The following is a 25,331-nucleotide window of genomic DNA, read 5'->3' as shown; positions in this document are numbered from 1 at the left end:
GCCGTTCGTCAGCACGGCTTCGCCCCGTCCCGGACTTCTCGCAGCAGGCGAGTGACGGTCGAGGACTGACACATGCCCGGTTCCCCCAAGGGACGCACACGTTCCCACCCACTGCCGGAACAGCGACACGGATGGCGGAGATGAGTAGCCAAGCAACCCCAGATCGGCTCCAGCGGGCCATGGCCGCGGTGATGCAGCTCCAGCAGCGCAACGAGGAGTTGGAGAACCGGCGCTTCGAGCCGATCGCCATCGTCTCCATGAGCTGCCGGCTGCCGGGCGGCATCTCCTCGCCCGAGGAGTTCTGGCGGCTGCTGGAGCAGGGCGGGGACGCCATCGGCCCCTTCCCCGACCGCTGGGACGACCTCGAGCTGTACGACCCGGACCCCGAGACCGCGGGCAAGAGCTACGCCCGGGAGGGCGGCTTCCTCGAGGGCATCGACCGGTTCGACGCCGAGTTCTTCGGCATCTCCCCGCGCGAGGCCCTGTCGATAGACCCGCAGCAGCGGCTCGTGCTCGAGACGGCGTGGGAGGCCCTGGAACGCGCGAACGTCCTGCCCGCCGACCTGGGCGGCAGCCGCACCGGCGTCTACATCGGCGCCATGCGCTCCGACTACGACACCGTGCTCGCCGACCTCCAGGCCCTCGACGGCTACCAGGGCACCGGCATCTCCGGCAGCGTCATCTCGGGCCGCCTCTCCTACGTCCTGGGGCTGCGCGGCCCGGCCGTGACCGTCGACACCGCCTGCTCCTCCTCCCTGACGGCCCTGCACATGGCCGTCACGGCGCTGCGGGGCGGCGAGTGCGAGCTCGCCCTCGCCGGCGGCGTCACCGTGATGAACACCCCCGCCCTGTTCGTGGAGTCCAGCCGGCTCGGCGCCATGTCCCCCGACGGCCGCTGCAAGAGCTTCTCGGCGGACGCCGACGGCGGCGGCTGGTCCGAGGGCTGCGGCATGCTGCTGCTCAAGACGCTCTCCGCGGCCCGGCGCGACGGGGACCGCGTCCTGGCCGTGATCCGCGGCTCGGCCGTCAACCAGGACGGCCGCAGCCAGGGCCTCACCGCGCCCAACGGCCCGGCCCAGCGCCAGGTCATCGAAACGGCCCTGGAGGCCGCCCGGCTGACGCCCCAGGACATCGACGCCGTCGAGGCCCACGGCACCGGCACCCCGCTCGGCGACCTCATCGAGGCCGGCGCCCTCACCGAGGTGTTCGGCCCCGGCCGGACCCCCGGGCAGCCGCTGCGCCTGGGCTCCTCGAAGTCCAACATCGGCCACACCCAGGCCGCCGCCGGCGTGGCCGGCGTGATCAAGATGGTCCTGGCCCTCCAGCACGAGGTGCTGCCCCGCACCCTGCACGCCGACGAGCCGAGCCCGCACGTCAACTGGGACGCCGACGGCCTCTCCCTGCTGCGTTCCGCGGCGCCGTGGCCGCGCTCCGAACGCCCGCGCCGCGCCGGCATCTCCTCCTTCGGCATCAGTGGCACCAACGCCCACCTGGTGCTGGAGGAGGCCCCCGCCCTCCCGTCCGGCCCCCGTGGACGGGAGGGCGGGGAACACGACGCCCCCACCTCCGAAGCCCTTCCGCTGCTGCTGTCCGGGCGCACCCCCGACGCGCTGCGGGCCCAGGCCGCACGATGGGCCGACTGGCTCGAGCAGCACCCCGAGCAGCCGCTCCCGGCGCTCGTCCAGACCGCGGCCGTCCACCGCACGCACCACGCGGCGCGGGCCTCGGTGCTGGCGGCCACGGCCGAGGACGCCGCCCACGCCCTGCGCGCCCTCGCCGAGGACCGGGAGGACGAGCGGGTGGTGACCGGCACGGCCCGCACCCGCGGCAAGGTCGTCTTCGTCTTCCCCGGGCACGGCACCCAGTGGCGGCTGATGGGCGCCCGGCTGATGGCCGAGTCCGCCGTGTTCCGGCAGGCGGTCGCGGAGTGCGACGCCGCGCTGCGCCCGTGGACGGGCTGGTCGGTGGGCGAGCTGCTGGAGGGCGCGGACAGCGACGAGACCCCCTTCACCCGGCTCGACGTGCTCCAGCCGGCGCTGTTCACCATGGCGATCGCCCTGGCGGCCGTATGGCGCTCCCTCGGCCTCGAACCCGAGGCCGTGGTCGGTAGCAGCCAGGGCGAGGTGCCCGCCGCGGTCGTCTCGGGCGCCCTGTCCCTCGAGGACGCGGCGCTGATCGTGGCGCTGCGCAGCCAGGCGCTGCTGCGCGAGTGCAGCGGCAAGGGCGGCATGGCGCTGCTCGAACTGCCCGTCGCCGAGGTCGAGGAGCTGATCGCGCCCTACGGGGACGCGCTGTCCGTCGCCGTCGTCAACACGGCGCAGTCCACCGTGGTCTCGGGCGACCCCGAGGCCGTGGACGACCTGCTGGCGGGTATGGAGGGGCGCAACGTCTTCTTCCGCAAGCTCAAGGCCGACGCCGCGGGGCACTGCGCCCACGTCGACCCGATCCTGCCGGGGCTCGGTGAGGGACTGGCCGGGCTGACGCCGCAGCAGGAGCGCCTCCCCTTCTACTCCACGGTCACCGGAGGAGTCCTCCCGGGCACGGAGCTCGACGGCGGCTACTGGTGCCGGAACCTGCGCGAGCCCGTCCGGATGGACCGCGCGCTGGACCGGCTGATCGCCGACGGCTTCGGCGTGTTCGTCGAGGTCGGCGCGCACCCCGTCCTCGGCATTCCGCTGGCCGGCGTCACCGCCGCGAGCGGCGGTACCTCCGTCGGCACGCTGCGCCGTGACCGGGGCGGCATGGCCGACGTGCTGCGTTCCCTGGGCGAACTGCACGCGCAGGGCCAGGAGGTGGACTGGCAGCGCGTCCTGGGCGATCGGGACCGCGCGCAGCTGCCCGAACTGCCCGGCTACGCCTTCCAGGGCCGTCGGTACTGGTTCGACGGGCCGCTGCTGGCGGCCGTGGAGCGCTCCGCACCCGCGGACGGCGGACAGGAGACCCGGGAGGACGGGCCGCGCCCCGGGCTCCGCGCCCGGCTGGCGGCGTTGCCCGGCGACGAGCGGGCCGCCGCGCTGACCGAGGTGATCGGGCGGGAGGCGGCGAACGTGCTGGGTGCGGCCGAGCCCCTGGCCCGGGACGCCCAGCTCCGCAAGGCCGGCTTCGACTCCATCATGGGTCTGCGCCTTCGCAACCGCCTGTGCACGCTCACGGGTGCCGAGCTCCCGGCGAACGTCGCGTTCACCTACCCCACGCCCGCGGCCCTCGCCGCGTACCTGCTCGACGAGGTCCTCGGTGCCCTGGAGGAGGCGCAGGGCCCGCAGCTGGAGCGCGCCGAGCGGCGCGACGTGCACCCGGCCACCGAGGGCCAGCGCCGGCTGTGGTTCCTGGAGCAGATGGACCCGGGGTCCGCGCAGTACAACGCCCCCCTCTCGCTGCGCCTGCCGCGCGCCGTGGACGGGGACGCGCTGGCCCGCGCCCTGCGCTGGGCGATGGAGCGCCACGAGGCGCTGCGCACCGGTCTCGAGATGCGCGGGGGCGAGCTCGTCCAGGTCGTCCACGAGGTGACCGACGTCCCCCTGGTGCGGGAGGATCTCACCGGGCAGGACGAGCAGTCCGTCCTGGAGCGCATCGGGCGGGAGGAACGGGCGGCCTTCGACCTGTCCGGTCCTTCGCTGCTGCGCTGCCTGCTGCTCGACGTGGCGGACGGTGCGCAGATCCTCTGCGTGACGACCCACCACGCGATCAGCGACGGCTGGTCCCTCGCGGTCTTCCTCGACGAACTGCGCTTCGCCTACACGCAGTTCGCGGGCGGGGACGCGCCGCTGCGCGAGCCGGTCACGCACCACCTCGGCGACTACGCCGCCTGGGAGGCGCGCCGGACGGCCGAGGGCGGCTTCGACGCGGCACTGCGCCACTTCTCCGAGGACCTGGCCGGTGTCGGGCGCCTGGAACTGCCGCGTGCGGACGACGCGGGCGAAGGTGCCGACGGGTCGGTGGCCTTCGTCCTGCCCGACGCACTGCACGCGCGGGTGGAGGAGCTGGCGTCGCGGACCGACGTCAGCGCGTACACCGTCTACGCGAGCGTCTTCGCGCTGCTGCTGTCCCGCCACTGCGGCCAGGACGACTTCGGCGTGGGCACCATCTGGGCCAACCGGCAGCAGGCCGCGCTCGGCGGCACCGTCGGCTTCCTGGCCAACACCCTGCCGCTGCGCTGCGACCTGCGCGGCAACCCGCGCTTCGACGAACTGCTCACCTCGATGTCGCGGCGGGTCCTGGGCATCATGCAGCATCAGGACGTCCCGCTGACGGAGGTGTTGCGGGTCGCGGGCGGCGAGCGCACGGGCGAGGAGAACCCGCTCTTCCGCGCCCTGTTCAACTACCGCGCCAACTCCCTGCCGCCGCTCGGCTCCGCCGACGACGCGTGGACCGTCGCGCCGTTCAGCAGTGTCGCCGGCAACCCGCGCGGCGTGGCCAAGGCCGAGCTCGGGCTGACGCTCGGGCCCGGTGAGGAGGGCGTCGACGGCGAGCTGGAGTTCCGTTCGGCGGTGCTGAGCCGGGCCGGGGCCGAGCGCATGGCGGCGAACTTCCGGGTCCTGCTGGAGTCGGTGCTCGACGCTCCGGAGCGGGCCCTCGGCGAGCTCGACGCCCTGAGCGGGGAGGAGGAGGCCTGGCTGGCGGCCCGGGGCACCGGTACGGCCGCTGCGCTCCCGGCCACCCGTACCGCGCTGGACCTGGTGCTGGAGCAGGCGGAGCTGACACCGGACGCGGTGGCGCTGGTCACCGGGGACGGGGAGCTCACGTACGGGCAGCTCGTGGCGCGGTCCGCGGCGCTGGCAGGCCGGCTGGGCGAGGCCGGTGTCGGCCGGGGCGCGCTCGCCGGGCTCCACCTGCCCCGCACGGCCGACCTGGTGACCGGGGTGCTCGCGGTGTGGATGGCGGGCGGCGCGTACGTGCCGCTGGATCCGGAGTACCCGGCGGCGCGCCTCGACCACATCATCGAGGACAGCGCCCTGCGGGTGATCGTCTCCACGGCTGCGGGCGCGCAGGCGGTGGCGCGGGACGGCATCGAGGTCGTCCTCGCGGACGACGACGCCGCCCGGGGTGCGCAGCCGCACGGCGCGGTGCGGCCCGTCCCGCAGGACGCGCCCGGGCCGCAGGACCTGGCGTACGTGATCTACACCTCCGGCTCCACCGGCAAGCCGAAGGGCGTGATGCTGGAGCACGCGCAGTTCGCGAACTTCTGCGCGGCGATGGACGAGTGCGTCGGAGGCGGGGCCGGGGACACCTGGATGGCCGTCACCAGCCTGTCCTTCGACATCTCCACCGTCGAGCTGCTGTGGACGCTCACCCGCGGCTACCGGGTGCTCGTCGCGGACGGCAACCCGGCCGCATGGGGCGCCTGGGTGCCGTACGCGCCGACCCACCTCCAGTGCACGCCGTCGCTGGCCCGCATGCTGGTGGCCGACCCGGACGGGCGGGCGCTGCTCGGCGGCCTGGACCGGATGCTCGTCGGAGGCGAGGCCCTGGACCGGACGCTGGCGCAGAAGCTGGTGCTGCTCTGCGGCGGCGACGTGGTCAACATGTACGGGCCGACGGAGACCACGGTGTGGTCGGCCGCCTGGCGGGTCACGCCGGGCGAGGTCTCGCTCGGCGGGCCGCTGCACGGCAACGTGCTGTACGTCCTCGACGAGCACCGCCGCCGGCTGCCGCGCGGCAGCCAGGGCGAGTTGTGGATCGGCGGGGCCGGGGTGGCCCGGGGCTACCTGGGACGCGAGGAGCTGACCGCCGAGCGGTTCGTGTCCGACCCGTTCGCCGGGGAGCCGGGGGCGCGGATGTACCGCACCGGGGACCTCGTGCGGTTCCGGGAGGACGACGGCCTGGCGTTCTGCGGGCGCGCCGACTCGCAGGTGAAGCTGCGCGGGCACCGGATCGAGCCCGGCGAGATCGAGCAGGTCGCGGCCGAGTGCGCGGCGGTGGCCGAGTGTGCCGTCGTGGTGCGCGAGGACGTGCCGGGCGACCCGAGGCTGTGCCTGTACTGGGTGGCCGCGCCCGGCGCCGGGGCGGAGGGTGCCGCCGTCTCCGCGCACCTGGCCGAGCGGCTCCCGGCGTACATGGTCCCCGCACGGCTGGAGCGGATGCAGGAGCTGCCGCACACGCCGAACAAGAAGGTCGACCGGGGGGCGCTGCTGCGCCTTCCCGCTCCCGGCCCGGTGTCCGCGGCGCCGACCGCTGCGTCCACGGCGGGCGCGCCGTCCGCGCCGGCCCGAGCGGGAGAGGACGGGCTCGAGCAGCTGATCGGCGGGGCCTGGGCCTCCGTCCTCGGCCTGCCGGACGTCGATCCGGACCGGGGCATCTTCGAGCTGGGGGCCAGCTCGATGACGGCCCTGACCGTCCACGGCCTGGTCAGCTCGGCCCTCGACCGGGACTTCCCGCTGTCCGCGATGATCCGCTACCCCACGGTGCGTCAGCTCGCTGCGTTCCTGCGGGGCGGGGCTCCCGCTCCGCTCGCCGGCCGGGAGCCCGGCGCCGCGCGCGGTCCCGTGGACGGGGACGCGGTGGCCGTCGTCGGCATGGCCGTTCGGCTGCCCGGCGCCTCCGACCTGGAGGCGTTCCGCGAGAACCTGCGCGGCGGGGTGGAGTCCATCACGTTCTTCACCGACGACGAGCTGCGCGCGGCGGGCGTGCCCGAAGAGGACCTGCTGGACCCTCGTTACGTGCGGGCCCGCGGGGTGACCGAGGGCGTCGACCTGTTCGACGCCGGGTTCTTCGGGTGCTCCCCCGGCGAGGCCGACACCATGGACCCGCAGCACCGGCTGCTGCTGGAGTGCTCGTGGGAGGCGTTCGAGAACGCGGGGATCGTGCCCCGGGAAGTAGGCGGAAAGGTCGCGGTCTTCGCCGGTTCCGGCTACGGCGGCTACCCGCAGGAGGCGGCCTCCGACATGTCGGGCTTCTACCGCAACATGATCGGCAACAAGAACGACTACCTGGCCACGCGCATCGCCCACAAGCTCGACCTGCGCGGACCCGCACTGACCGTGCAGACCGCCTGCTCCACCGGCCTGGTGGCGACCCACCTCGCCCGCGAGAGCCTGCTGCGCGGGGAGTCGGACGCGGCCCTCGTGGGGGCCTCCTCGCTGACGTTCCCGCTCACCCGGGGCTTCGTGCACCAGGAGGGGCTGGTCGTCTCCCCCGACGGCACGTGCCGGGCCTTCGACGAGCGGGGCGCGGGCACGGTCTTCGGCAGCGGCGTGGCCGCCGTGGTGCTGAAGCGGCTCTCCGACGCCGTGGCGGACGGCGACCGCGTGTACGCCGTACTGCGCGGCAGCGCCGTCAACAACGACGGTGCGGACAAGGCCGGGTTCACGGCGCCGAGCGTGCCGGGGCAGGCCGCCGTCATCGCGGAGGCGCAGGCGGTCGCGGGGGTCGGCCCCGCCGACATCGGCTTCGTGGAGGCACACGGCACGGCGACGGCGCTCGGCGACCCGATCGAGGTCCAGGCGCTGCAGCAGGCGTTCGGGGCCGTGGAGCGGACGGCGCCGTGCGCGCTCGGCTCGGTGAAGACCAACATCGGGCACGCCGACGCCACGGCAGGGCTCGCCGGGCTCGTCAAGGCGGTGCTGGCCGTCCACCACGGCGAGCTGGTGCCCAGCCTCAACTACGAAAACCCCAACCCCGAACTGGGCCTGGACCCGGAGCTGTTCGAGGTCAACACGGAGCTGCGGGTGTGGGAGCAGGACGGGCCGCGGATCGCGGGCGTCTCCTCCTTCGGCATCGGCGGCACCAACGCGCACGTCATCGTCGAACAGGCCCCGCCCGCGGCGGACCGCTCCGCCGCGGGGGCGGCGGCCGGCCCGGCCCTGCCCGTGCTGGTCTCGGGCCGCGACCAGGCGGCGCTGCGCGACCAGGCGCGCCGCTGGGCGCAGTGGCTGGAGCGCAACGAGGACGCCGCACTGCTCGACGTCGCGCACACCGCGGCCGAGCGCCGCACGCACTTCCGGGAGCGGGCGGCCGTCACGACGGCCGACCGCGAGCAGGCCGTGGCCGCGCTCACGGCGCTCGCCGAGGACCGCTCGCACCCGGCGCTGGTGCGCGGCACGGCCGTGCCGCGGGGCCGGAAGGTGTTCGTCTTCCCGGGCCAGGGCACGCAGTGGCCGGGCATGGGTCGGGAGCTCCTGGAGAGCAGCAAGGTCTTCGCCGAGACGGTCGCGGCCTGCGACGCCGCGCTGCGCCCGTACACGGGCTGGTCGGTGCGGGAGGTGCTGAGCGGGCACGGCGTCCTCGAGGACGGGACGCCCCTGGACGTCGACCGGCTGGACGTGTCGATGCCCGCCCTGTTCACCGTGTACGTGGCCTTGGCCGCCGTCTGGCAGGACCTGGGCGTGGAGCCGGACGCCGTCGTCGGGCACAGCCAGGGCGAGATCGCCGCGGCGGTGGTCGCCGGTGCGCTGACCCTGGAGGAGGGGGCCCGCGTCGTCGCGTTGCGCGGGCGGGAGCTGGCCCGTGCCGCGGGCTCGGGGGCGATGGCCTTCGTCGAACTGCCCGTGGCCGAGGTCGAGGACCGGCTGGCCCCGTACGGCGACGCGCTGTCCGTGGCCGTGGTCAACACGCCCCGCTCCACGGTGGTGGCGGGCGACGCGGACGTCCTGACCGAGTTCCTGTTCGCGCTGGACGACGACGACGTCGTGTGCGGGAAGGTCGGCGCGGCGTTCGCCTCCCACAGCCGGCACATGGACCCGCTGCTGCCCGTCCTGGGCGAGCTGCTCCGGGACGTGCGGCCCGGCGCGGCCCGGATCCCCTTCTACTCGACCGTGACCGGCGCCCTCCTGCCCGGCGAGCAGCTGGACGGCGCGTACTGGTGCCGCAACCTGCGGGAGCCGGTCCGCCTCGACCTGGCCCAGCAGAGCCTGCTCGACGCCGGACACGACGTGTTCGTGGAGGTCGGTCCGCACCCGGTGCTCGCGATGGCGCTCACCGAGGGCGACGAGCGGGCGCTCGTCGTCGGGTCGCTCGTCCGCGACCGCGGCTCGCTCGGAGAACTGCTGCGCACCCTGGGCACGCTGCACGCACACGGCTGCCGTGTCGACTGGGCCCGCGCGTTCGGCGCCGCCGTCGGCGACGGCCGCCCTCGGGTGGCGGACCTTCCGCCGTACGCGTTCCAGCGGCGCAGCCACTGGATCGAGGACCGGTCGGCGTCCGGTGCCACGGCTTCCCTGGACACGTCGGCCTTCTGGGAGGCCGTCGGCGAGGGACGGCCCGAGCGTCTGGCCGAGCTGCTGGAGGCTCCCGAGCCGCTGCGCGACAGCGTGGAGGAGCTGCTGCCGCTGCTGGCGGCCTGGCAGGACCGGCAGGAGACGGACGCCAGGACCGACGCCCTGCTGTACGAGGAGGTGTGGGAGCCGTCGGCGGCGCCCGTGCCCCCGCGCCTGGCCGGACCGTGGGTGCTGGCGGCCACGGCCGGGCAGGCCGGGGCGGCCGACGAGGCGGAGCGTGCGCTGCGCGCCGCCGGCGCCGAGGTGCACCGCATCGCCGCGGACGGCGGTCGTGTGGCGCTCGCCGGGGACCTCGCGGCCCTGGACCGCACCCCCGAGGGCCTGCTCGCCCTCGGCTCCCTCGACGACACCGCGGCGGCCGGCGGCACCACGCGCGGCTTCCTCATGACGCTCGCGCTGGCCCAGGCCGCCGCCGACGCCGGGGTCGACGCCCCGGTGTGGGCGCTGACGTCGGGCGCGGTGGACACCGACGGCACCGGACCGGTGCCGCGGCCCGCCGGGGCGCTCGTCGCCGGACTCGGCCGGGCGCTGTCACTGGAGGACCCGGCCCGCTCCGGCGGCGTCATCGACCTCGCGGCCGATCTCCCCGCGGACTGGGCCGAGCAGACGGTGGCGGCCCTCGCGGCGCAGGACCACGAGAGCCAGGTCGCGGTGCGCGCCGACGGCAGGTACGTACGCCGTCTGCGGCGGGCCGCCGCCCGCCGGAGCGGCGCCGCCTGGACCACCCGCGGCACCGCCGTGATCACCGGCGGGCAGGGGGCGCTCGGCCGGCACCTGGCACGGCTGCTCGCCGATCGGGGTGCCGAGTACGTCGTGCTCGCGTCGCGACGCGGCGGCGCCACCCCGGAGGTGGACCGGCTGCGCGCCGAACTCGCCGCCAAGGGGGTCGAGGTGAGCGTCGCGCGCTGCGACGTCACCGACCGGGCGCAGGTGGAGGCGCTCCTGGCCGAGGCGGACCGGGCGGAGCGGCCCCTGGGCGTCGTCGCCCACCTGGCGGGCGTGACCGGCATGGCCGCGTTCACCGACCTCACCGAGGAGCAGGTGGCCGAGGTCACCGCCGCCAAGGTGCTCGGTGCCACACACCTGCACGAGGTGCTGGGAAACCGGCGGCTGGACGCGTTCCTGCTGTACGGCAGCGTCGCGAGCCTGTGGGGCGGGGCCGGCCAGACGGCGTACACCGCCGCCAACGCGGCGCTCGACGCGCTCGCCCGGCACCGTCGGGCCGGCGGCCTGACCGCCACGGTCGTGCACTGGGGCGGCTGGGCCGACGGCGGCATGGTGACGGCCGAAGCGGAGCGGACGGCGCGCTCGCGCGGCATGCTGCCGCTGGCGCCGGGCCGGGCCCTGCGCGCCCTCGGGCGGGTGCTGGACGCCGGGATGGCCTCCGCGGGCGTCGCCCACATGGACTGGTCGTTGTTCGCCCCCGCCTACGGCGCGGCGCGCCGCCGACCGCTGCTGGACGGCATCGAGGAGGCGCGTGCGGCCACGGCCGACGGCGGCACGGGCGGCGAGAACGCCTCCGCGCAGGCCGAGTGGGCCGCGGCGCTGACCGGCCGGCCGCGGCAGGAGCAGCTCGCCGCCGTGGTGGACCTGGTCCGGCAGGAGGTCGCCGCCGTGCTGGGCATGGCGGGCGGCGATCTCGACGTCGACGTGCCGCTCGCGCAGCTCGGCTTCAGCTCCCTGATGGCCGTGACCGTACGGGGCGAGCTGAACCGGCGCACCGGACTCCCGGTGACCTCGGAGCTGCTGCTGCGCCAGCCCACCTGCACCGCCATCGCGGGCGAGCTGCTGGACCTGCTCGCCCCGGGGACCGGGGACGACCCGGCCCCGGCCGCCGGTACGGCGACGGCGGGCGGGGCCGGCGGCGCGGTGCCCGCGGGCGCATGGCTGCGGGTGCTGCGGCCGGTCGAAGAACCCCGCGCCCGGATCGTGTGCGTCTCGGGCATGGGCGGAACGACCGGCGGGCACCTGCCGCTGGCCGCCCACCTCCCGGACGGCGTGGAGATGCTCGGCGTGCAGATGCCGGGCCGCGAAACCCGTGCGGGCGAGGCCCCCGCGACCGACATGATGGCCGTCGCCGACCAGGTCGTCGCGGCCCTGTCCGTGGCGGGACTGCTGGACGTGCCGGTGGTCCTGTACGGCCACAGCCAGGGCTCCTGGCTGTGCTGGGAAGTGGCGCACCGGCTGGCACACCGCCCCGGGGTCCCGGCCCTGGCCCTGCTCCCGGTCTGCGGCCTGCCGCCGATGGCCGAGCCGACGGAGGGACTGAGCAAGCTCGCCGGCCTGGTCTCCGGCGACGGCACCCCGCCGCTCTCCGAGGCGGCGGCGGCCCTGGAAGGGGTGCTGCCCGCCGAGGTGCTGGTGGACGAGGAGCTGCTGACCGAGTACCTCAAGCGGCTCATGTCCGACGTCGAGCTGGCGGAGAACCACCGCAGCGTGCTGCGGGGCTTCACCCGGCCGGCCCTGGACATCCCCGTGTTCCCCGTGGAGGGCAGCCACGACCCGGTGCTGCCGCGGGGCTCGATGGAGGTGTGGCGCCCCCTCACCACGGGCGAGTTCGAGATGCGGGAGATCGAGGGCAGCCACTCGGCGCCGCTCGACAACGCCCCCGCCCTGGCTGCCGAGATCGCGCGTGCGCTCTCGCTGATCGCCCCGCCGGCCGGCTGACGGCCGGCCCCCGAGACATCCGACCGACCCGCAAAGGACTGACGTGCCCACGATTGAACGCGCCGACGGTGCGCTGATCCACTACGAGACCCACGGTTCCGGATTCCCCGTGCTGCTGCTCGCCCCCGGCGGTGCGAACAGCCTGGCCGAGTCCTGGGAGTCGAACTTCTACGACCCCGTCCGCGAGTTCGCCGCCGGCTTCCGCGTGATCACGGCGGACCAGCGCCACACGGGTGGGAGCACGGGCCCGCTGGCGCCGTTCTCCTACGCCGAGGCCGCCGCCGACCAGCTGGCCGTCCTCGACGAGCTCGGCGTGGAGGCCGCGCACGTGGTGGCGGTCGGCAGCGGGGCCGCGCTGGCCCTGCGCCTGGCGTCCGAGGCGCCGGAGCGGGTGGCGTCACTCGTCGTCCAGGCCCCCGTCGGCCGGGACACCACCAATACGCTCGGGACGTTCTTCGGCCCGTTCGACGAGGCCATGCGCCTGGCCCGCGCCGAGGGTCTCGAGGGCGTGATCGAGGCCGCGGCCCGCGACGGCCTGTTCGACCGGAACCCCGGTGCCGGCCCGTTCGCCCAGCGGCTCCACGACGACGACGCCTTCCGCGACGAGGTCCGCGCCCTGCGCCGCGAGCGGTACGTCGCCGCCCTGGTCCGCTTCCGCGACGGTGTGTGGCCGGACGGGACGCCGTACTTCTCGGTGCCGCAGGACTGGCCCGCCACCTGCACGGCGCCGCTGCTGGTGCTGCCCGGCGGCGACGCGCAGCACCCGGAGGGCGTGGCGAAGCTCCTCGCCGCGGAGGCGCCCCGAGCCCAGCTGCTCGACCCCGGGTACGACGCCCCGGAGAACCGGGCGCGGACCGTCGAGCTCCTCACCCGATTCCTGACCGAGCACACGCCCACCCGAGAGGGCCGCTGACCATGCTGACGCTGGACACCCTGGACATCACCGACGAACGCCAGTGGGCGAAGAACGGCTACCCCTACGCCGAGTGGGACCTGCTGCGCCGTGAAGCCCCCGTCTTCTGGTACCAGCGCCCGGGCTTCGAGCCGTTCTGGGTGCTGACCCGGCACGAGGACATCGCCGCCGTCTCCAAGAACACGGCGGTCTTCTCCAGCGCCCAGCGCATCACCGTCGACCCGCCGGACGCGATCGACATGCTCCAGGGCGAACTGGAGCTGCGCGCCGGGATGTTCGGGCACAGTCCGGACGACTCGCAGGCCCTGAGCGACATGGACGCGCCGCGCCACCGCCACCTGCGGCAGGTCATGGGCCCGTGCTTCACCCCGAAGGCGATCGCGACCCTGCGCGACCGCTTCGACGAGCTGGCCGCCCGGTACGTGAGCGAGCTGACGGGGCGGCTGGAGACGCACGGGGAGGCCGACATCGCGCGGCACCTCGCCGCGCGGCTGCCCGTGGCCGCGATCTGCGAGCTGGTCGGGGCGCCCGAGTCGGACTGGGACGACATCTTCGACTGGACCGAGGGCACGATCGGCGCCGCCGACCCCGACTACCAGCGCGAGGGCGAGACCGCCGAGGAAGCGTTCCGGCGCAACATGAACGCCCTCAACGTCTACATCGTGCAGCTCGTGCAGAGCCGCATGGCGCAGCCCGACGGCACCGACATCGTCAGCAGGCTCGTCCAGGCCCGCATCGACGGCGAGCCCATGAAGCTCCACGAGGTCCTCTACGCCACGTTCAACCTGCTGATCGCCGGCGTCGGCACCACCCGCAACTCCATCACCGACGGCATCCGGGCCCTGATCAACAACCCGGACCAGCTGCGCCTGCTGGTCGACGACCCGTCGCTGACGGACCGCGCGGTCGAGGAGATCCTGCGCTGGAGCGCCGTCGCCCCGCACTTCGTGCGGACCTGCCTCGAGGACACCGAGGTCGGCGGCCAGCTCATCCGCAAGGGCGAGACGGTGGCCCTGTGGTACCCGTCGGCCAACCGGGACGAGGCCGTCTACGACGAGCCGTACCGCTTCGACATCACCCGTGAGCACAACCCGCACCAGTCCTTCGGCGGTCACGGCCCGCACGTCTGCCTGGGCCGCCACCTCGCCCGCCTGGAGCTGAACGCGATCCTGCGCGCCGTGCTGCCGGTCCTGCCGACCCTGGAGACGGTCCGGGACCCCGAGATGAGCGTGCAGCACCTCCAGGCGACCGACTACAAGCGGTTCATCGTCCGTACGCGGCCGTGACCGGCTCCGGCGCCCCGCAGCCGGGGAGCGGACCGCAAGCCCGACGAGAAGAAGAAGAGACCATGCGAGAGATCCCCACCACCCTGCACGAGCTCGCCGCCGGTGACGAGTCCGACCTGAACGTCGTCGTCCCCTGGACGGGCCCCGCGGTCGACCCGGAGACGGGCGCGCTGCGCGGTCCGCTGCCCGAGCAGTACCTCGTGGCCACCTCCGTCGGCTGGCCCAAGCCCGGTCTGGAGGAGCTGGGCGGCCGGCTCAACGGGGCCATCCTCGAGGAGCTGTGGAACCGCGACGGCCTGATCGCCGTCACCGTCGCCGTCTCCGAGAACAACTTCAACGCCGCACGCAACCTCGTGGTGTGGCGGGACGAGGCGGCGCTCAAGGCGTTCCTGCACTCGCCGGCGCACCTGGACGCGGCCCGCCAGACCCGCGACCTGATGTACGACTGGGAGGGCGCGAACTGGATCGGCACCTCCCGCACGGAGCTCCCCACGTTCGCCGAGGCGCGGGCCCGGCTGGACGCCGCACGCGCGCCGGGCGAGAGCCCCTTCGCCTCCCACGGCTGAGCCGTCCCCCGCACGTACCTGAGCCGTCCCCCGCACGCACCACTCCCTACGTGCCACCCCCCACCTCCCCACGCGTCTCCCCGATGCCCGTACGTCCCGCGTACCCCGAGACAGAAAGAGACACGCCATGACCACTGCCGTGACCGCGCCGCCGGCACTGAACGAGCACCTCGCCAAGGCCCTGGACGTCGGCTACGAGCTGGTGCTGGCCCTCGCGGAGGGCTTCGACGACACCACCGCGTTCGAGGCCCCCGAGGGCCACATGCCGATCGCCTGGTTCCTCGGCCACCTCGCCTGTGCCAAGGACTACTTCTCCACCATCCACCAGGGCTGCGAGAAGGCCGTCACCGAGGAGTTCTCCGACAACTTCGCCGACGGCGCCGACACGAACTTCACCATCGTGCCGCCGATCGACGAGATGGTCCGGATCTACAAGGAGACGCACCAGCGGATCCGCGACTTCGTCCTCCACGAGCTCACCCCGGAGGACTTCTCCCGCAAGACCCCCGTGTTCCCCGACGAGAACATGGGCGAATACGCAGAGCGCTTCCGGACCCTCGGCGAGGCGCTGGCCCTGACCCAGATGCACGACTCCTTCCACGCCGGCCAGATGGCCAAGCTGCGCATCGCGCTGGGCATGGAGTCCCCGGTCTGACCGGTCACCGCGCCCCCGGCACCGCCAGGGGCGATCCACTCGTCCGATGAGGAAGGAACGACCCAGGATGGACGTACTCGCCCAGGCAGCGCTCCGCGGTGCCCCGCCGGAGGAGCTGGCCCAGCTGCCGGTGCCCGCAGAGTTCCGCGCCGCCCACACCCGCGTCGAGGACGTCGGGATGTTCGAAGGCGTGGAGGACAAGGACGTACGCAAGGCGCTGCACGTCGGCAACGTGCCCATGCCCGAACTGGCCCCCGATGAGGTGCTGATCGCGGTCATGGCCAGCTCGGTGAACTACAACACCGTCTGGTCGAGCATCTTCGAACCGCTGCCCACCTTCAACTTCCTGAAGGCGTACGGGAAGCTCGGCCGCTGGCAGGCCCGGCACGACCAGCCGTACCACGTCCTCGGCTCCGACGCCGCCGGCGTCGTCGTCCGGACCGGCGACGGGGTCAGGCGCTGGAAGATCGGCGACCACGTCACCGTCAGCCCGGTCCAGGTCGACGACCAGGAGCCGGCCGCCCACGGCGACGGCATGCTCAGCGCCGACCAGCGTGCCTGGGGCTACGAGACGAACTTCGGCGGCCTCGCCGACTACGCGGTGGTGCGGGCCAGCCAGCTGGTCCCGAAGGCCGCCCATCTGACCTGGGAGGAGGCCGCCTGCGCCACCGCCTGCGCGGGGACCGCCTACCGCATGCTGGTCAGCGACAACGGCGGCCGCATGAAGCAGGGCGACGTCGTCCTGATCTGGGGTGCCAGCGGCGGCGTCGGCGCCTACGCCGTGCAGCTCGTCAAGCAGGGCGGCGGCATCGCCGTCGGCGTCGTCAGCTCCGAGGAGAAGGCGCGCCGCCTGCGCGACCTCGGTTGCGACGTGGTGATCAACCGTGCCGAGCTCGGCATCGGCGACGGCGACGGCACGGACCCGGAGCAGGTCATCGCCGCCGGCAAGCGGCTCGGCAGCATCATCCGCCGCGAGACGGGCGAGGACCCGCACATCGTCTTCGACTGCATGGGCAAGGCCACGTTCGGCATCTCCATGTTCGTGCTGCGCCGCGGCGGGGCCCTGGTGACCTGCGGCTCGAGCACGGGCTACCTGCACCAGTACGACAACCGGTACCTGTGGATGAAGCTCAAGAGGATCATCGGCTGCCACGGCGCCAACATGCAGGAACAGTGGGAGACCAACCGTCTGATCGACCTCGGCCACATCATGCCCACCCTGTCCCGCAGCTACCCGCTCGCCGAGATCGGCGAGGCGACCCGGCTGATGCAGGAGAACGCGCACATGGGCAAGATCGGGGTGCTGTGCCTGGCGCCCACCGCCGGCCTGGGCGTCACCGACCCCGCCAAGCGCGCACGGCTGGGCGAGGACCGCATCAATCCGCTCAAGGGGGCATGACCGATGTCTGCATCCACCGCGCAGCGCAGCTCGACGGGCGTCCTGGCCACCGGGTCCTACGTGCCCGAGGCCGAGATGACCAACGCGGAGCTGGCCGAGCGCTTCGACGTGACCGAGGAGTGGATCGTCCGCAAGACGCGGATGCTCACGCGCCGGTACGCGGCGCCCCACGAGGCCACGTCCGACATGGCCATCAACGCCGCCCGCGCAGCCCTGGCCCAGGCCGGGATCGAACCGGAGCAGCTCGACTACCTCATCGTCGCGACGACCACCCCCGACAGCCAGGTGCCGCCCGTCGCCACCCTGACGCAGTCGGCGCTGGGCGCGCGCAACGCGGCCTGCTTCGACATCAACATCGGGTGCAGCGCGTTCGTCCACGCCCTCACCGTGGCCCAGGCGCTCATGGCGGCGCGTCCCGGTGCCCATGCGCTGGTGATCGGCGCCGACACCTGGTCGCGGTTCACCGACCCGATGGACCGCAGCACCGCGGTGCTCCTCGGCGACGCGGCCGGGGCCGTGGTGCTCGGTCCGGTCCCGGCCCCGTACGGCATCCTCGGCCACGACCTGCTCGGCCACGGCGACGACGCGCCCCTGCTCGTCATCAAGGGCGGCGGCACCCGGCACCCCGCCACCCACGAGACCGTCGACGAGGGCGCCCACACCCTGCGGATGAACGGGCGCGGCGTCATCGAGTTCGTCATGACGCACGTCCCCCCGTCGATCAAGGAGGTCCTGGGCTCCTGCGGCGTGGCGCAGGAGGACGTCCGCCACCTCGTCCCGCACCAGGCGAACGGGGCCTTGCTCGGGCAGCTCGCCGAGGCCGCCGGCCTGGGGGGCGCCACCCTCCACACCACCCTGGAACGGTACGGCAACTCGGGCGCGGCCTCGATCCCCGTCACGCTGGACCACGCACACCGCGCGGGCGAGCTCGGCGACGGCGACCTCGTGGTGCTCTCCGGATTCGGCGGCGGCATGGCCGTGGGCACGGCCCTGCTGCGCTGGTACGCGGGAGGAGGCCGGTGAGCACCGGACCGGACATCCGACGGGTCGGTGTCGCGGGCGGCGGCCTGATGGGGGCCGGCATCGCGGAGGTGTGCGCCCGCGCCGGCTGCGACGTCCGCGTCGTCGTCACCACGGACCGCTCCCGGGACGCCTCCCGGGCCCGCCTGGAGCGCTCCCTGGACGCCTCCGTGGCCAGGGGCAAACTGGGCGTGGACGAGCGGGATGCCGTGCTGTCCCGGGTCTCGTTCGGCACGGAGCTGAACGAGTTCGCCGACCGGCAGCTGGTCTTCGAGACCGTCACCGAGGACGAGGGGACCAAGGTCAAGCTGCTCCGGCAGCTCGACGGCATCCTCCCGGACAGCGACGTCGTCTTCGCCACGAACACCTCGTCGCTGCCCGTCACCCGGCTCGCCGCGGCCACCGCACACCCCGGCCGGGTGGTCGGCACGCACTTCTTCAACCCGGTGCCGGCCATGCCCCTGGTCGAGGTCACCGGGGGGCCGGAGACCGACGCGCGCACCGTGGAGCGCACGGAGGCCTTCGTGACCCGGGTGCTGGGCAAGGAGGCGATCCGGTCCGCGGACCGGGCCGGTTTCGTCGTCAACGCCCTGCTCGTCCCCTACCTGCTGTCCGCGGTGCGCATGGCCGAATCCGGTCACGCCAGTGCCGAGGACATCGACAAAGGCATGACCCTGGGGTGCGGGCACCCGATGGGACCGCTGCGCCTGGCCGACCTCGTCGGCATCGACACCCTGAGGGCCGTCGCACGCGGCCTCTACGAGGAGAGCGGAGACCCCGCCTACTCCCCGCCCGAGATCCTCACCCGGATGGTGGAAGCCGGCCGTTGCGGCCAGAAGTCCGGACGCGGGTTCCACAGCTATTCGCAACAGCACCAGTAAGGAAAAACATGGCTCACATCGCCTTCTTCAACTTCCCGGCCGTCGGCCACGTCAACCCGACCCTCGGTGTCGTGGAGGAGCTGGTCAAGCGGGGCCACCGGGTGACCTGCACGTCCACGGAATACTTCGCCCCCGCCTTCGAGGCCATCGGCGCCACCCCCATCGTGTACGAGTCGCCCTTCGGCGAGTTCTACCGCAGCCCGTACAACGAGGAGATGATGGCCGGCGAGGGCCTGCGCTGCCTCGACGAGGCCATCGCCCTGCACAAGCAGGTCAGCGGGTACTACGGCGACGACCGCCCGGACGTCATCGTCCACGACTTCATGGCCTGGGGCGCCCGCTTCTACGCCTCCGAGCACAACATCCCCGCGGTGCGGCTCTTCCCGTCGTACGGCGTCAGCGAGACCTTCAACATCGCGCAGAAGTTCCCGTGGTCGGCGCCGGACGACCCGAAGATCCTCGAGATGGTGCAGCGCCTCGTCGGCCTGCTCCCCACCTTCGGCCTGCCCGGCGACATGGGCGCGTTCGTCACGCACGTGGAGGAGGTCGGCGTCGTCTTCCTGCCGCGCGAGTTCCACTACGACGGCGACTCCTTCGACGAGCGCTTCGTGTTCGCGGGCCCCAGCATCAAGGACCGCTCCGCGTTCCAGGGTTCGTGGCAGCCGAAGTCCGACCGTCCGGTGCTGCTGATCTCCCTGGGCACGGCCGCCACCGGCTGGTCGGAGTTCTTCTCCCTCGCCCTGGAGGCGTTCGGCGACACCGAGTGGGACGTCGTCATGGCCGTCGGCGACCACGTCGACCCCGCCGAGCTGGGTGAGATTCCGGCCAACTTCGAGGTGAGCCGGCACGTGCCGCAGCTCGACGTGCTGAAGCACGCCGGCGTCTTCCTCACCCACGCCGGCATGAACAGCACCATGGAGTCGCTGTACCACGGCGTTCCGATGGTCGCCGTGCCGCAGATGAACGAGCAGCGCGCCAACGCGCTGCGCGTCGAGGAGCTCGGCCTCGGCCGTCACCTGCCGCGCGAGGAGGTCACCGTCGAGTCGCTGCGCGACGCTGTGAAGGCCGTGGCCGGCGACGCGTCCGTCGCCGAGCGCGTCCGGCAGATGCAGGCCACGCTGCACGCGGTCGACGGGCCGGTCGTGGCCGCCGACGCCGTCGAGAAGCGCCTGGCCGTCACCGACTGACGCGCCGCCGCACGGGCGGAGGCAGCCCACGCTCCCGGCACCCGCCGGGGGCGTGGGCTGCTCCGTTTTCGGGCCCGTTCCGGCTGGACGGGCACTCAAGTCCGCGTCCAGGCAGGGGCGGAAGTGTCGTACCGGTCACCGGCGTGCGGTGCAGCCGCTGCCCGCCGGTGGGCAGAGCGAGCTTCCCGCCGAGTTGGAGTACACACGTGTCAGACTTCCCCCCTGCTGCGGTCAGGCTGCCCACCGAGCGCCTCTCCGCCTTCGACCCGCCCCCCGAACTGGATGAACTGCGGCAGAAGTGCCCCGTCGCACGGATGGAGTTCCCGGACGGCCACCACGGCTGGCTGATCACCAGCCACCCGGAGGTGCGGTCGCTGCTGGCCGACCCCGAGTTCAGCGCCCGCCAGGAGCTGCACCACCACGCCCCCTACGACCACCCGTTCGGGACGGAGCCGATCCAGCCCGCCGAACCCGGCTTCTTCATCGGCATGGACGCACCCGAGCACAGCCGCTACCGGCGTCTGGTGGCCGGCCAGTTCACCAAACGGCGGATCGGCCTGCTGGCGCCGCGCATCGAGGAGATCGCCGAGGCCTGCCTCGACGCCATGGAGCGCGACGGCGCCCGGGAAGCCGATCTGGTGTCGCAGTACGCCCAGGAGATCCCCGCCCTGGTCATCTGCGAGCTGCTCGGCGTGCCGCTCACGGACGTGGACCGCTTCCAGGGCGCGATCAACCGGTTCTTCCACCTCGGCTCGAACGGGGAGGAGTCCCGGAACGCCTATCTCGAGATCCTCGCCTACCTGTCCGAACTGGTCACCCGCAAGCGCGCCCAGCCGGGCGACGACCTGATCAGCGGTCTCATCGCGCGCGACGAGCTGAACGACGAGGAGCTGGCCGCCATCTCGCTGCTCCTGCTCGTCGCCGGCTACGAGACGACCGCCAACATGATCAGCCTCGGCGCCTTCGCACTGCTCACCCACCCCGACCAGCTCGCGCTGCTGCGCGAGGACGAGACGCTCGCCGACAACGCGGTGGAGGAGCTGCTGCGCTACCTCCCGCTCTTCCGGTCCGGCGGCATGCGCACCGCCCTGCAGGACACCGAGGTCCTGGGCCGACCGGTCAGGAAGGGCGAGTGCGTGGTCCTCTCGCTGGCCGCGGCGAACCGCGACCCCGCGCGGTTCGGCGAGGACGCCGACCGCCTCGACATCCGCCGGGCCACCGCCGGCCACGTGGCCTTCGGGCACGGCCCCCACCAGTGCCTCGGCAGCCAGCTGGCCCGCCTCGAGATGCGCATCGCCTACACCGCGCTGCTGCGGCGGTTCCCGGGGCTGCGACTGGCCGTGGCGCCGGACGAGGTGCCGCTGCGGGACGACATGGTGATCCACGGCACGCACCGGTTGCCGGTCGCCTGGTAACCCGCCGCTCGCGGCGGTCCCCCCTTCTCACCGTGCCGGCTCCCGCCGGTCCGCAACCAGGAAGCCATGATGAAGATACTCACCAGAAAGAGACTGATCCGGATCGGCGTGCTCGTCGGTTCCGTCGGCCTGCTCACGCCCTTCGCGTACGCGGTCGAGGCGGACGGCGGGCAGCAGGCGGCCAAGCGGCCCGCGGCCGGTTCGTTCGCCCGCCCGGGCTCGCTGTCCGGTCCCTCCGGCAAGGGCAGCTTCCGCTTCGGCGTCGCCAGCTCCGCCACCCAGATCGAGGACCGCAACGAGAACACCGACTGGTACAAGTGGACGCGCCCGGCGCCCGAGGGCATGGGCAAGAGCCCCTTCGTCGGTGACGCCGTCGGCGGCTACACCAAGGCCATCGAGGACATCGACCTCATCAAGGACATGAACCTCGACGCCTACCGCTTCAGCATCGAGTGGGCGCGCGTCGAGCCGAAGCGCAACCAGATCGACGAGGCGGCGCTGAAGCACTACAGCGACCTCATCGACGCGCTGATCGCCCGCGGCGTCCGCCCGATGATCACCATCCACCACTTCTCCAACCCGGTGTGGGTGGACGATCCGGGCGACCCCACGTGCGCCAACGGCCCCTCCGACAAGAACCTGTGCGGCCTGGACCACCCCGAGGGCGGTCCCGTGGTCGCCAAGGAGATGGCCGAGTTCGCCAAGCTGCTCGCCGAGCGGTTCGGCGACCGGGTCGACGAGTGGGCCACGGTGAACGAGCCGATGGTCTACATGCACTTCGCCCACGCGTTCGGCGCCGGTCCGCCGGGCAAGGCGAACCTGATCGGCGACTTCAAGGGCCGCTACCAGGGGGCGCTGCGCAACCTGATCGACGCGCACTCCCGGATGTACAAGGCGATCAAGGCCGCCGACACCAAGGACGCCACCGGCGGCGGTACGCCCGCGAGCGTCGGCCTCACCATGAGCGCCAAGCAGTACGTGCCCGTGCGCGACGGCAAGGTCAGCAGCCAGCGCCGCGACGTCGACGCGGCCGGCCGCCTGCAGCGCTACTTCGAGTGGAACTTCACCGACGCGCTGTGGAAGGGCGGCTTCGACACCGACCTCGACGGCACGATGGACGAGAAGCACCCCGAGTGGCGGGGCACCCTCGACTTCCTGGGCATCCAGCTCTACGAGCGCATCGGCGTCACCGCCACCGACAAGCCGGGACCGACCACGTTCCCCGTCGTCAACGTCGACGTGTGCAGCACGGCGCCGTGCCTGCCGCAGCGCGACGAGACGTACTTCGTGCCGGACATGAACTACGAGACGGACCCGACGGGGCTGTACCCCGTCCTGAAGGACTACGGCAGGCGGTACCGGGGGCTGCCCCTGACCGTGACGGAGTCCGGCATCGCCTCCGCCTCGGGCAAGCGGCGCGCCGAGTTCACGGTGCGCGCCCTGGAGCAGATCGAGAAGGTCCGCAACGAGGGCGTCGACGTGCGGGGCTACTACCACTGGAGCCTCATGGACAACTTCGAGTGGCTGGGCGGCTTCGGCCCGCGCTTCGGGCTCTACGCGGTGGACCGCTCGACCATGCAGCGCACCCCCACGGAGGCGGCCGAGGTCTACGGCCGGATCGCCGGCTCCCGGACCCTCTCCGAGGACCTGCGCAGGCGGTACGGCGGCGACGGGCCGATGACCCCGGAGCCCGCCCGCCCCGCGCCGGCCGCACGCCCGTGACGAGCGGCACCGAGGGGGCACCGGCGGTACCGGTGCTGCTGGCCGTGTCGGGCGGTTCCGTCGAGGACCGCGCGCGGGACGCGGCCGTGCTCGCGGACCGCGTGGCGCAGGCCTCCGACGGCGACCTGCGCGACATCGCCCACGGCTCCACCGCCGGCCGCTCCCACCGGGAGCACCGCGCGGTGGTGCTGGCCGCGACGGCGCAGGAGGCGGCCGCGGCGCTCGGGGCGCTGGCCGGGGGCCGCTACCACCCCGCCGTCGTCGAGGACGAGAGCGACGACGAGAGCGGCGCCTGGGAGGGCGGCACGTCGGTGCTGTTCACCGGGCAGGGCAGCCAGCGCCCCGGCATGGGGCGCGAGCTGTACACGGCGTTGCCCGTCTTCCGCAGCGCCTTCGACGCGGTGGGCCGGGCCCTTCGGCCGCACCTGTCGCGGCCGCTGGACGAGGTGGTGTTCGCCACCGCGGACAGCGTGGAGGGGCGGCTCCTGCACGAGACGGAGTTCACGCAGCCGGCGCTCTTCGCGTACGAGGTCGCCCTGTACCGGCTGTGGGAGTCCTGGGGCGTGCGGCCGCAGGCCGTGGCCGGGCACTCCGTGGGCGAGCTGAGCGCGGCGCACGTGTCCGGCGTACTGGACCTGGAGGACGCCGCGCGCCTGGTGGCCGCCCGGGGCAGGCTCATGCAGGCCTGCGAACAGGGCGGGGCCATGGCCTCCTTGGAGGCCGCGGAGCCCGAGGTGCTCGAAGCGCTGCGGGCACTGGCCCGCCCCGGTGAACGGGTGTCGGTCGCCGGGCTGAACGGCCCCGCCCAGACCGTGATCAGCGGCGACGAGGCCGCCGTGGTCCGGGCGGCCGGGCACTTCGCCGGGCAGGGCCGGCGCACGCGCCGGCTGGAGGTGTCCCACGCCTTCCACAGCCCGCACATGGACTCCATGCTGGAGGAGTACCGCCGGGTGGCGCTGACGTGCTCCTTCGGCGCACCGGAGATCCCGCTGCTCTCGACGGTCACCGGCACCTGGACCGACCGGGGCACGGCGCCGGGCGAGGGGGCCAGGGCGGCCGCCCACTGGGTGCGGCAGGTCCGCGACGCCGTGCGCTTCGTCGACGCGGTGACCGGGCTCGAGGCGGCGGGCATCCACCGCCACCTGGAGTGCGGGCCCGCGGCCGTCCTCACCTCGATGGGCGTCGCCTGCGCGAAGCGGGAGACGGGCTTCGTGCCCTCCCAGCGCGCGAAGGAGCAGCCGGGCGAGGTGCACGGCCTGCTGCGGGCCCTCGCCGAACTGCACGTGACCGGCCAGTGCATCGCCTGGGAGCAGGTCTTCGCGGGCACCGGAGCGGTCCCCGCCGGCCTGCCCGGCTGAGTACGTCCGACCCAACGCCCCGAGGGGCCCGGCCTTGACGGCCGGGCCCCTCGGTCGTTCGTCGCCGGTCAGGAGGACCAGGCGCCGGGGGCACGGTACTGCGGGCGCGGCCGGTACGGGAGCTTGCGGACGAGGGGGGCGGGGGCGGACCGCCGGGCGTCCTGGAGCCGCCGCAGACGGGCGGTGAGCAGGACGGCCAGGGCTGCCGTCTCCTCGGTGGTGGGATTGCCCCTGGAGATCCGGATCGAGGCCATGGCGAGGGCCAGCGAGGGGGCCGCGGCGGGGGCCGGCTCGGGCAGGGCCCCACGGTCAGCGAGGGCAGCGAGCGCAGCGAGGTCCGTGTGGTCCGCGAGGTCCGCGAGGTCCGCGGGGTCGGATGCCGGCGGTCGTTCCTCGACGATGGTCATGGGAGCTCCTTTCGAAACGGACGCACCGGGAGACCCTGGTGCCGCACGGTCCAGGTTCGGCCGGGGCGCTACAGCCCTGCTCGGGTGCCGGACGGAAACGCCCGCGGCACGCCTCGCACCCCGTCTCCGATCATGGCCGGATCCCGTCACAGCGGGCCGAATCCTCCACCGGAATTCGAGCGGGATTCGAGCAGGATTCGAGCGCGCCTCCAGAAATCCTCGACCGGATCGACGGGCAGCAGAAAGCCGCCGCGGCCCATTCCAATGGAATGGGCCGCGGCGGCATCGGGGGTTTCCCGGAGCACGTCGGCTCGGCGTCTTGCGCCCCGGCGCCCCACACGGGGGCGGCCAGGGCGGCAAGGGTGTCGGGGTCAGCCGGTCTTCCTGCGGAAATACCGCTTCTGTCCGGACGTGCCGCTCATGCTCTTCACCTTCATCCGACCCTCTTCGTGGGCCGTACGGGCACGCGATTCCTGGGCCTTGCGCTCCAGCGCCTCGCGAAACCTCTCCTTGGCATCTTCCGCAACGCCGGCGTCGAACGACTTGTCAGCCATACGTACCTCCTGAAATCAATCGACACGGGAATCCTGACACAGAAATTCTGGAATTACGAGCCCACATTCCCGGCCGCGGCAAATGTAAT

At 73.6% G+C, this 25,331-nt stretch carries 14 protein-coding genes; 12 read left to right on the top strand and 2 right to left on the bottom strand.

All coding sequences use genetic code 11. From position 1 onward, the window contains the following. Positions 1-131: 131 nt before the first annotated feature. The 12 genes from ACSHWO_RS35990 (at position 132) to ACSHWO_RS35935 (ending at position 24,281) form a co-directional block, all read left to right on the top strand. Entirely contained in the window at positions 132-11,879 is an 11,748-nt protein-coding gene (locus ACSHWO_RS35990) for an amino acid adenylation domain-containing protein (RefSeq protein ID WP_438319513.1), read from the top strand. A 43-nt stretch (positions 11,880-11,922) separates the two neighbouring features. Then, complete coding sequence (locus ACSHWO_RS35985; RefSeq protein WP_438319512.1) at positions 11,923-12,792, top strand: alpha/beta fold hydrolase; 870 nt, start codon at positions 11,923-11,925, stop codon at positions 12,790-12,792. A 2-nt stretch (positions 12,793-12,794) separates the two neighbouring features. Then, positions 12,795-14,078, top strand: coding sequence for a cytochrome P450 (locus tag ACSHWO_RS35980; protein ID WP_361094696.1), 1,284 nt, complete (start codon positions 12,795-12,797; stop codon positions 14,076-14,078). Between the two features lie 62 nt (positions 14,079-14,140). Next, entirely contained in the window at positions 14,141-14,644 is a 504-nt protein-coding gene (locus ACSHWO_RS35975) for a DUF3291 domain-containing protein (RefSeq protein ID WP_361094699.1), read from the top strand. A 127-nt stretch (positions 14,645-14,771) separates the two neighbouring features. Then, positions 14,772-15,299 carry a DinB family protein gene (locus ACSHWO_RS35970; RefSeq protein ID WP_361094702.1) on the top strand — a complete coding sequence of 176 codons (528 nt, stop codon included), beginning with the start codon at positions 14,772-14,774 and terminating at the stop codon, positions 15,297-15,299. A gap of 67 nt (positions 15,300-15,366) precedes the next feature. Then, the gene (gene ccrA, locus ACSHWO_RS35965) at positions 15,367-16,698 is read left to right on the top strand and encodes a crotonyl-CoA carboxylase/reductase (protein ID WP_361094705.1); all 1,332 of its coding nucleotides are present in this window, start codon (positions 15,367-15,369) and stop codon (positions 16,696-16,698) included. 3 nt (positions 16,699-16,701) lie between these two features. Then, positions 16,702-17,721: a 3-oxoacyl-ACP synthase III family protein gene (locus ACSHWO_RS35960; RefSeq protein ID WP_361094708.1), complete on the top strand. Its 1,020-nt coding sequence runs from the start codon at positions 16,702-16,704 to the stop codon at positions 17,719-17,721. Further along, positions 17,718-18,599, top strand: coding sequence for a 3-hydroxybutyryl-CoA dehydrogenase (locus ACSHWO_RS35955; RefSeq protein ID WP_385835298.1), 882 nt, complete (start codon positions 17,718-17,720; stop codon positions 18,597-18,599). The genes ACSHWO_RS35960 and ACSHWO_RS35955 overlap by 4 nt, the downstream gene beginning before the upstream one ends. Before the next feature lie 8 nt (positions 18,600-18,607). Further along, a complete protein-coding gene (locus ACSHWO_RS35950) occupies positions 18,608-19,786 on the top strand; it encodes a macrolide family glycosyltransferase (RefSeq protein WP_385835294.1) in 1,179 nt (392 codons plus the stop codon). Positions 19,787-19,992: 206 nt separating this feature from the next. Continuing rightward, positions 19,993-21,201: a cytochrome P450 gene (locus ACSHWO_RS35945; protein ID WP_438319511.1), complete on the top strand. Its 1,209-nt coding sequence runs from the start codon at positions 19,993-19,995 to the stop codon at positions 21,199-21,201. Positions 21,202-21,267: 66 nt separating this feature from the next. Then, positions 21,268-22,923 (top strand): glycoside hydrolase family 1 protein, encoded by a 1,656-nt coding sequence (locus ACSHWO_RS35940; protein ID WP_385835273.1) that lies wholly within the window; start codon positions 21,268-21,270, stop codon positions 22,921-22,923. Beyond that, positions 22,920-24,281 carry an acyltransferase domain-containing protein gene (locus ACSHWO_RS35935; protein WP_438319510.1) on the top strand — a complete coding sequence of 454 codons (1,362 nt, stop codon included), beginning with the start codon at positions 22,920-22,922 and terminating at the stop codon, positions 24,279-24,281. Before ACSHWO_RS35940 ends, ACSHWO_RS35935 begins: the two co-directional genes overlap by 4 nt. A 68-nt stretch (positions 24,282-24,349) precedes the next feature. On the opposite strand, the gene ACSHWO_RS35930 is transcribed toward ACSHWO_RS35935, so the two are convergent. Then, positions 24,350-24,688 (bottom strand): acyl-CoA carboxylase epsilon subunit, encoded by a 339-nt coding sequence (locus tag ACSHWO_RS35930; protein WP_438319509.1) that lies wholly within the window; start codon positions 24,686-24,688, stop codon positions 24,350-24,352. Positions 24,689-25,059: 371 nt separating this feature from the next. Beyond that, complete coding sequence (locus ACSHWO_RS35925) at positions 25,060-25,242, bottom strand: DUF5302 domain-containing protein (RefSeq protein WP_385835254.1); 183 nt, start codon at positions 25,240-25,242, stop codon at positions 25,060-25,062. Between the last annotated feature and the right edge of the window lie 89 nt (positions 25,243-25,331).

The organism is Streptomyces pallidus (ex Mingjun et al. 2026), assembly GCF_051550185.1.
In the GTDB taxonomy this organism is placed as follows: domain Bacteria; phylum Actinomycetota; class Actinomycetes; order Streptomycetales; family Streptomycetaceae; genus Streptomyces.
The sequence above is the reverse complement of the archived record's forward strand: the minus strand, read 5'-3'. Positions and strand labels throughout refer to the sequence as shown.

Bases quoted from the DNA above. Each gene is read 5' to 3' on its own strand.
- ACSHWO_RS35990 (WP_438319513.1), top strand. From the start codon at position 132: ATGGCGGAGATGAGTAGCCAAGCAACCCCAGATCGGCTCCAGCGGGCC.
- ACSHWO_RS35980 (WP_361094696.1), top strand. From the start codon at position 12,795: ATGCTGACGCTGGACACCCTGGACATCACCGACGAACGCCAGTGGGCG.
- ACSHWO_RS35975 (WP_361094699.1), top strand. From the start codon at position 14,141: ATGCGAGAGATCCCCACCACCCTGCACGAGCTCGCCGCCGGTGACGAG.
- ACSHWO_RS35970 (WP_361094702.1), top strand. From the start codon at position 14,772: ATGACCACTGCCGTGACCGCGCCGCCGGCACTGAACGAGCACCTCGCC.
- ccrA (WP_361094705.1), top strand. From the start codon at position 15,367: ATGGACGTACTCGCCCAGGCAGCGCTCCGCGGTGCCCCGCCGGAGGAG.
- ACSHWO_RS35960 (WP_361094708.1), top strand. From the start codon at position 16,702: ATGTCTGCATCCACCGCGCAGCGCAGCTCGACGGGCGTCCTGGCCACC.
- ACSHWO_RS35950 (WP_385835294.1), top strand. From the start codon at position 18,608: ATGGCTCACATCGCCTTCTTCAACTTCCCGGCCGTCGGCCACGTCAAC.
- ACSHWO_RS35940 (WP_385835273.1), top strand. From the start codon at position 21,268: ATGATGAAGATACTCACCAGAAAGAGACTGATCCGGATCGGCGTGCTC.
- ACSHWO_RS35930 (WP_438319509.1), bottom strand. From the start codon at position 24,688: ATGACCATCGTCGAGGAACGACCGCCGGCATCCGACCCCGCGGACCTC.
- ACSHWO_RS35925 (WP_385835254.1), bottom strand. From the start codon at position 25,242: ATGGCTGACAAGTCGTTCGACGCCGGCGTTGCGGAAGATGCCAAGGAG.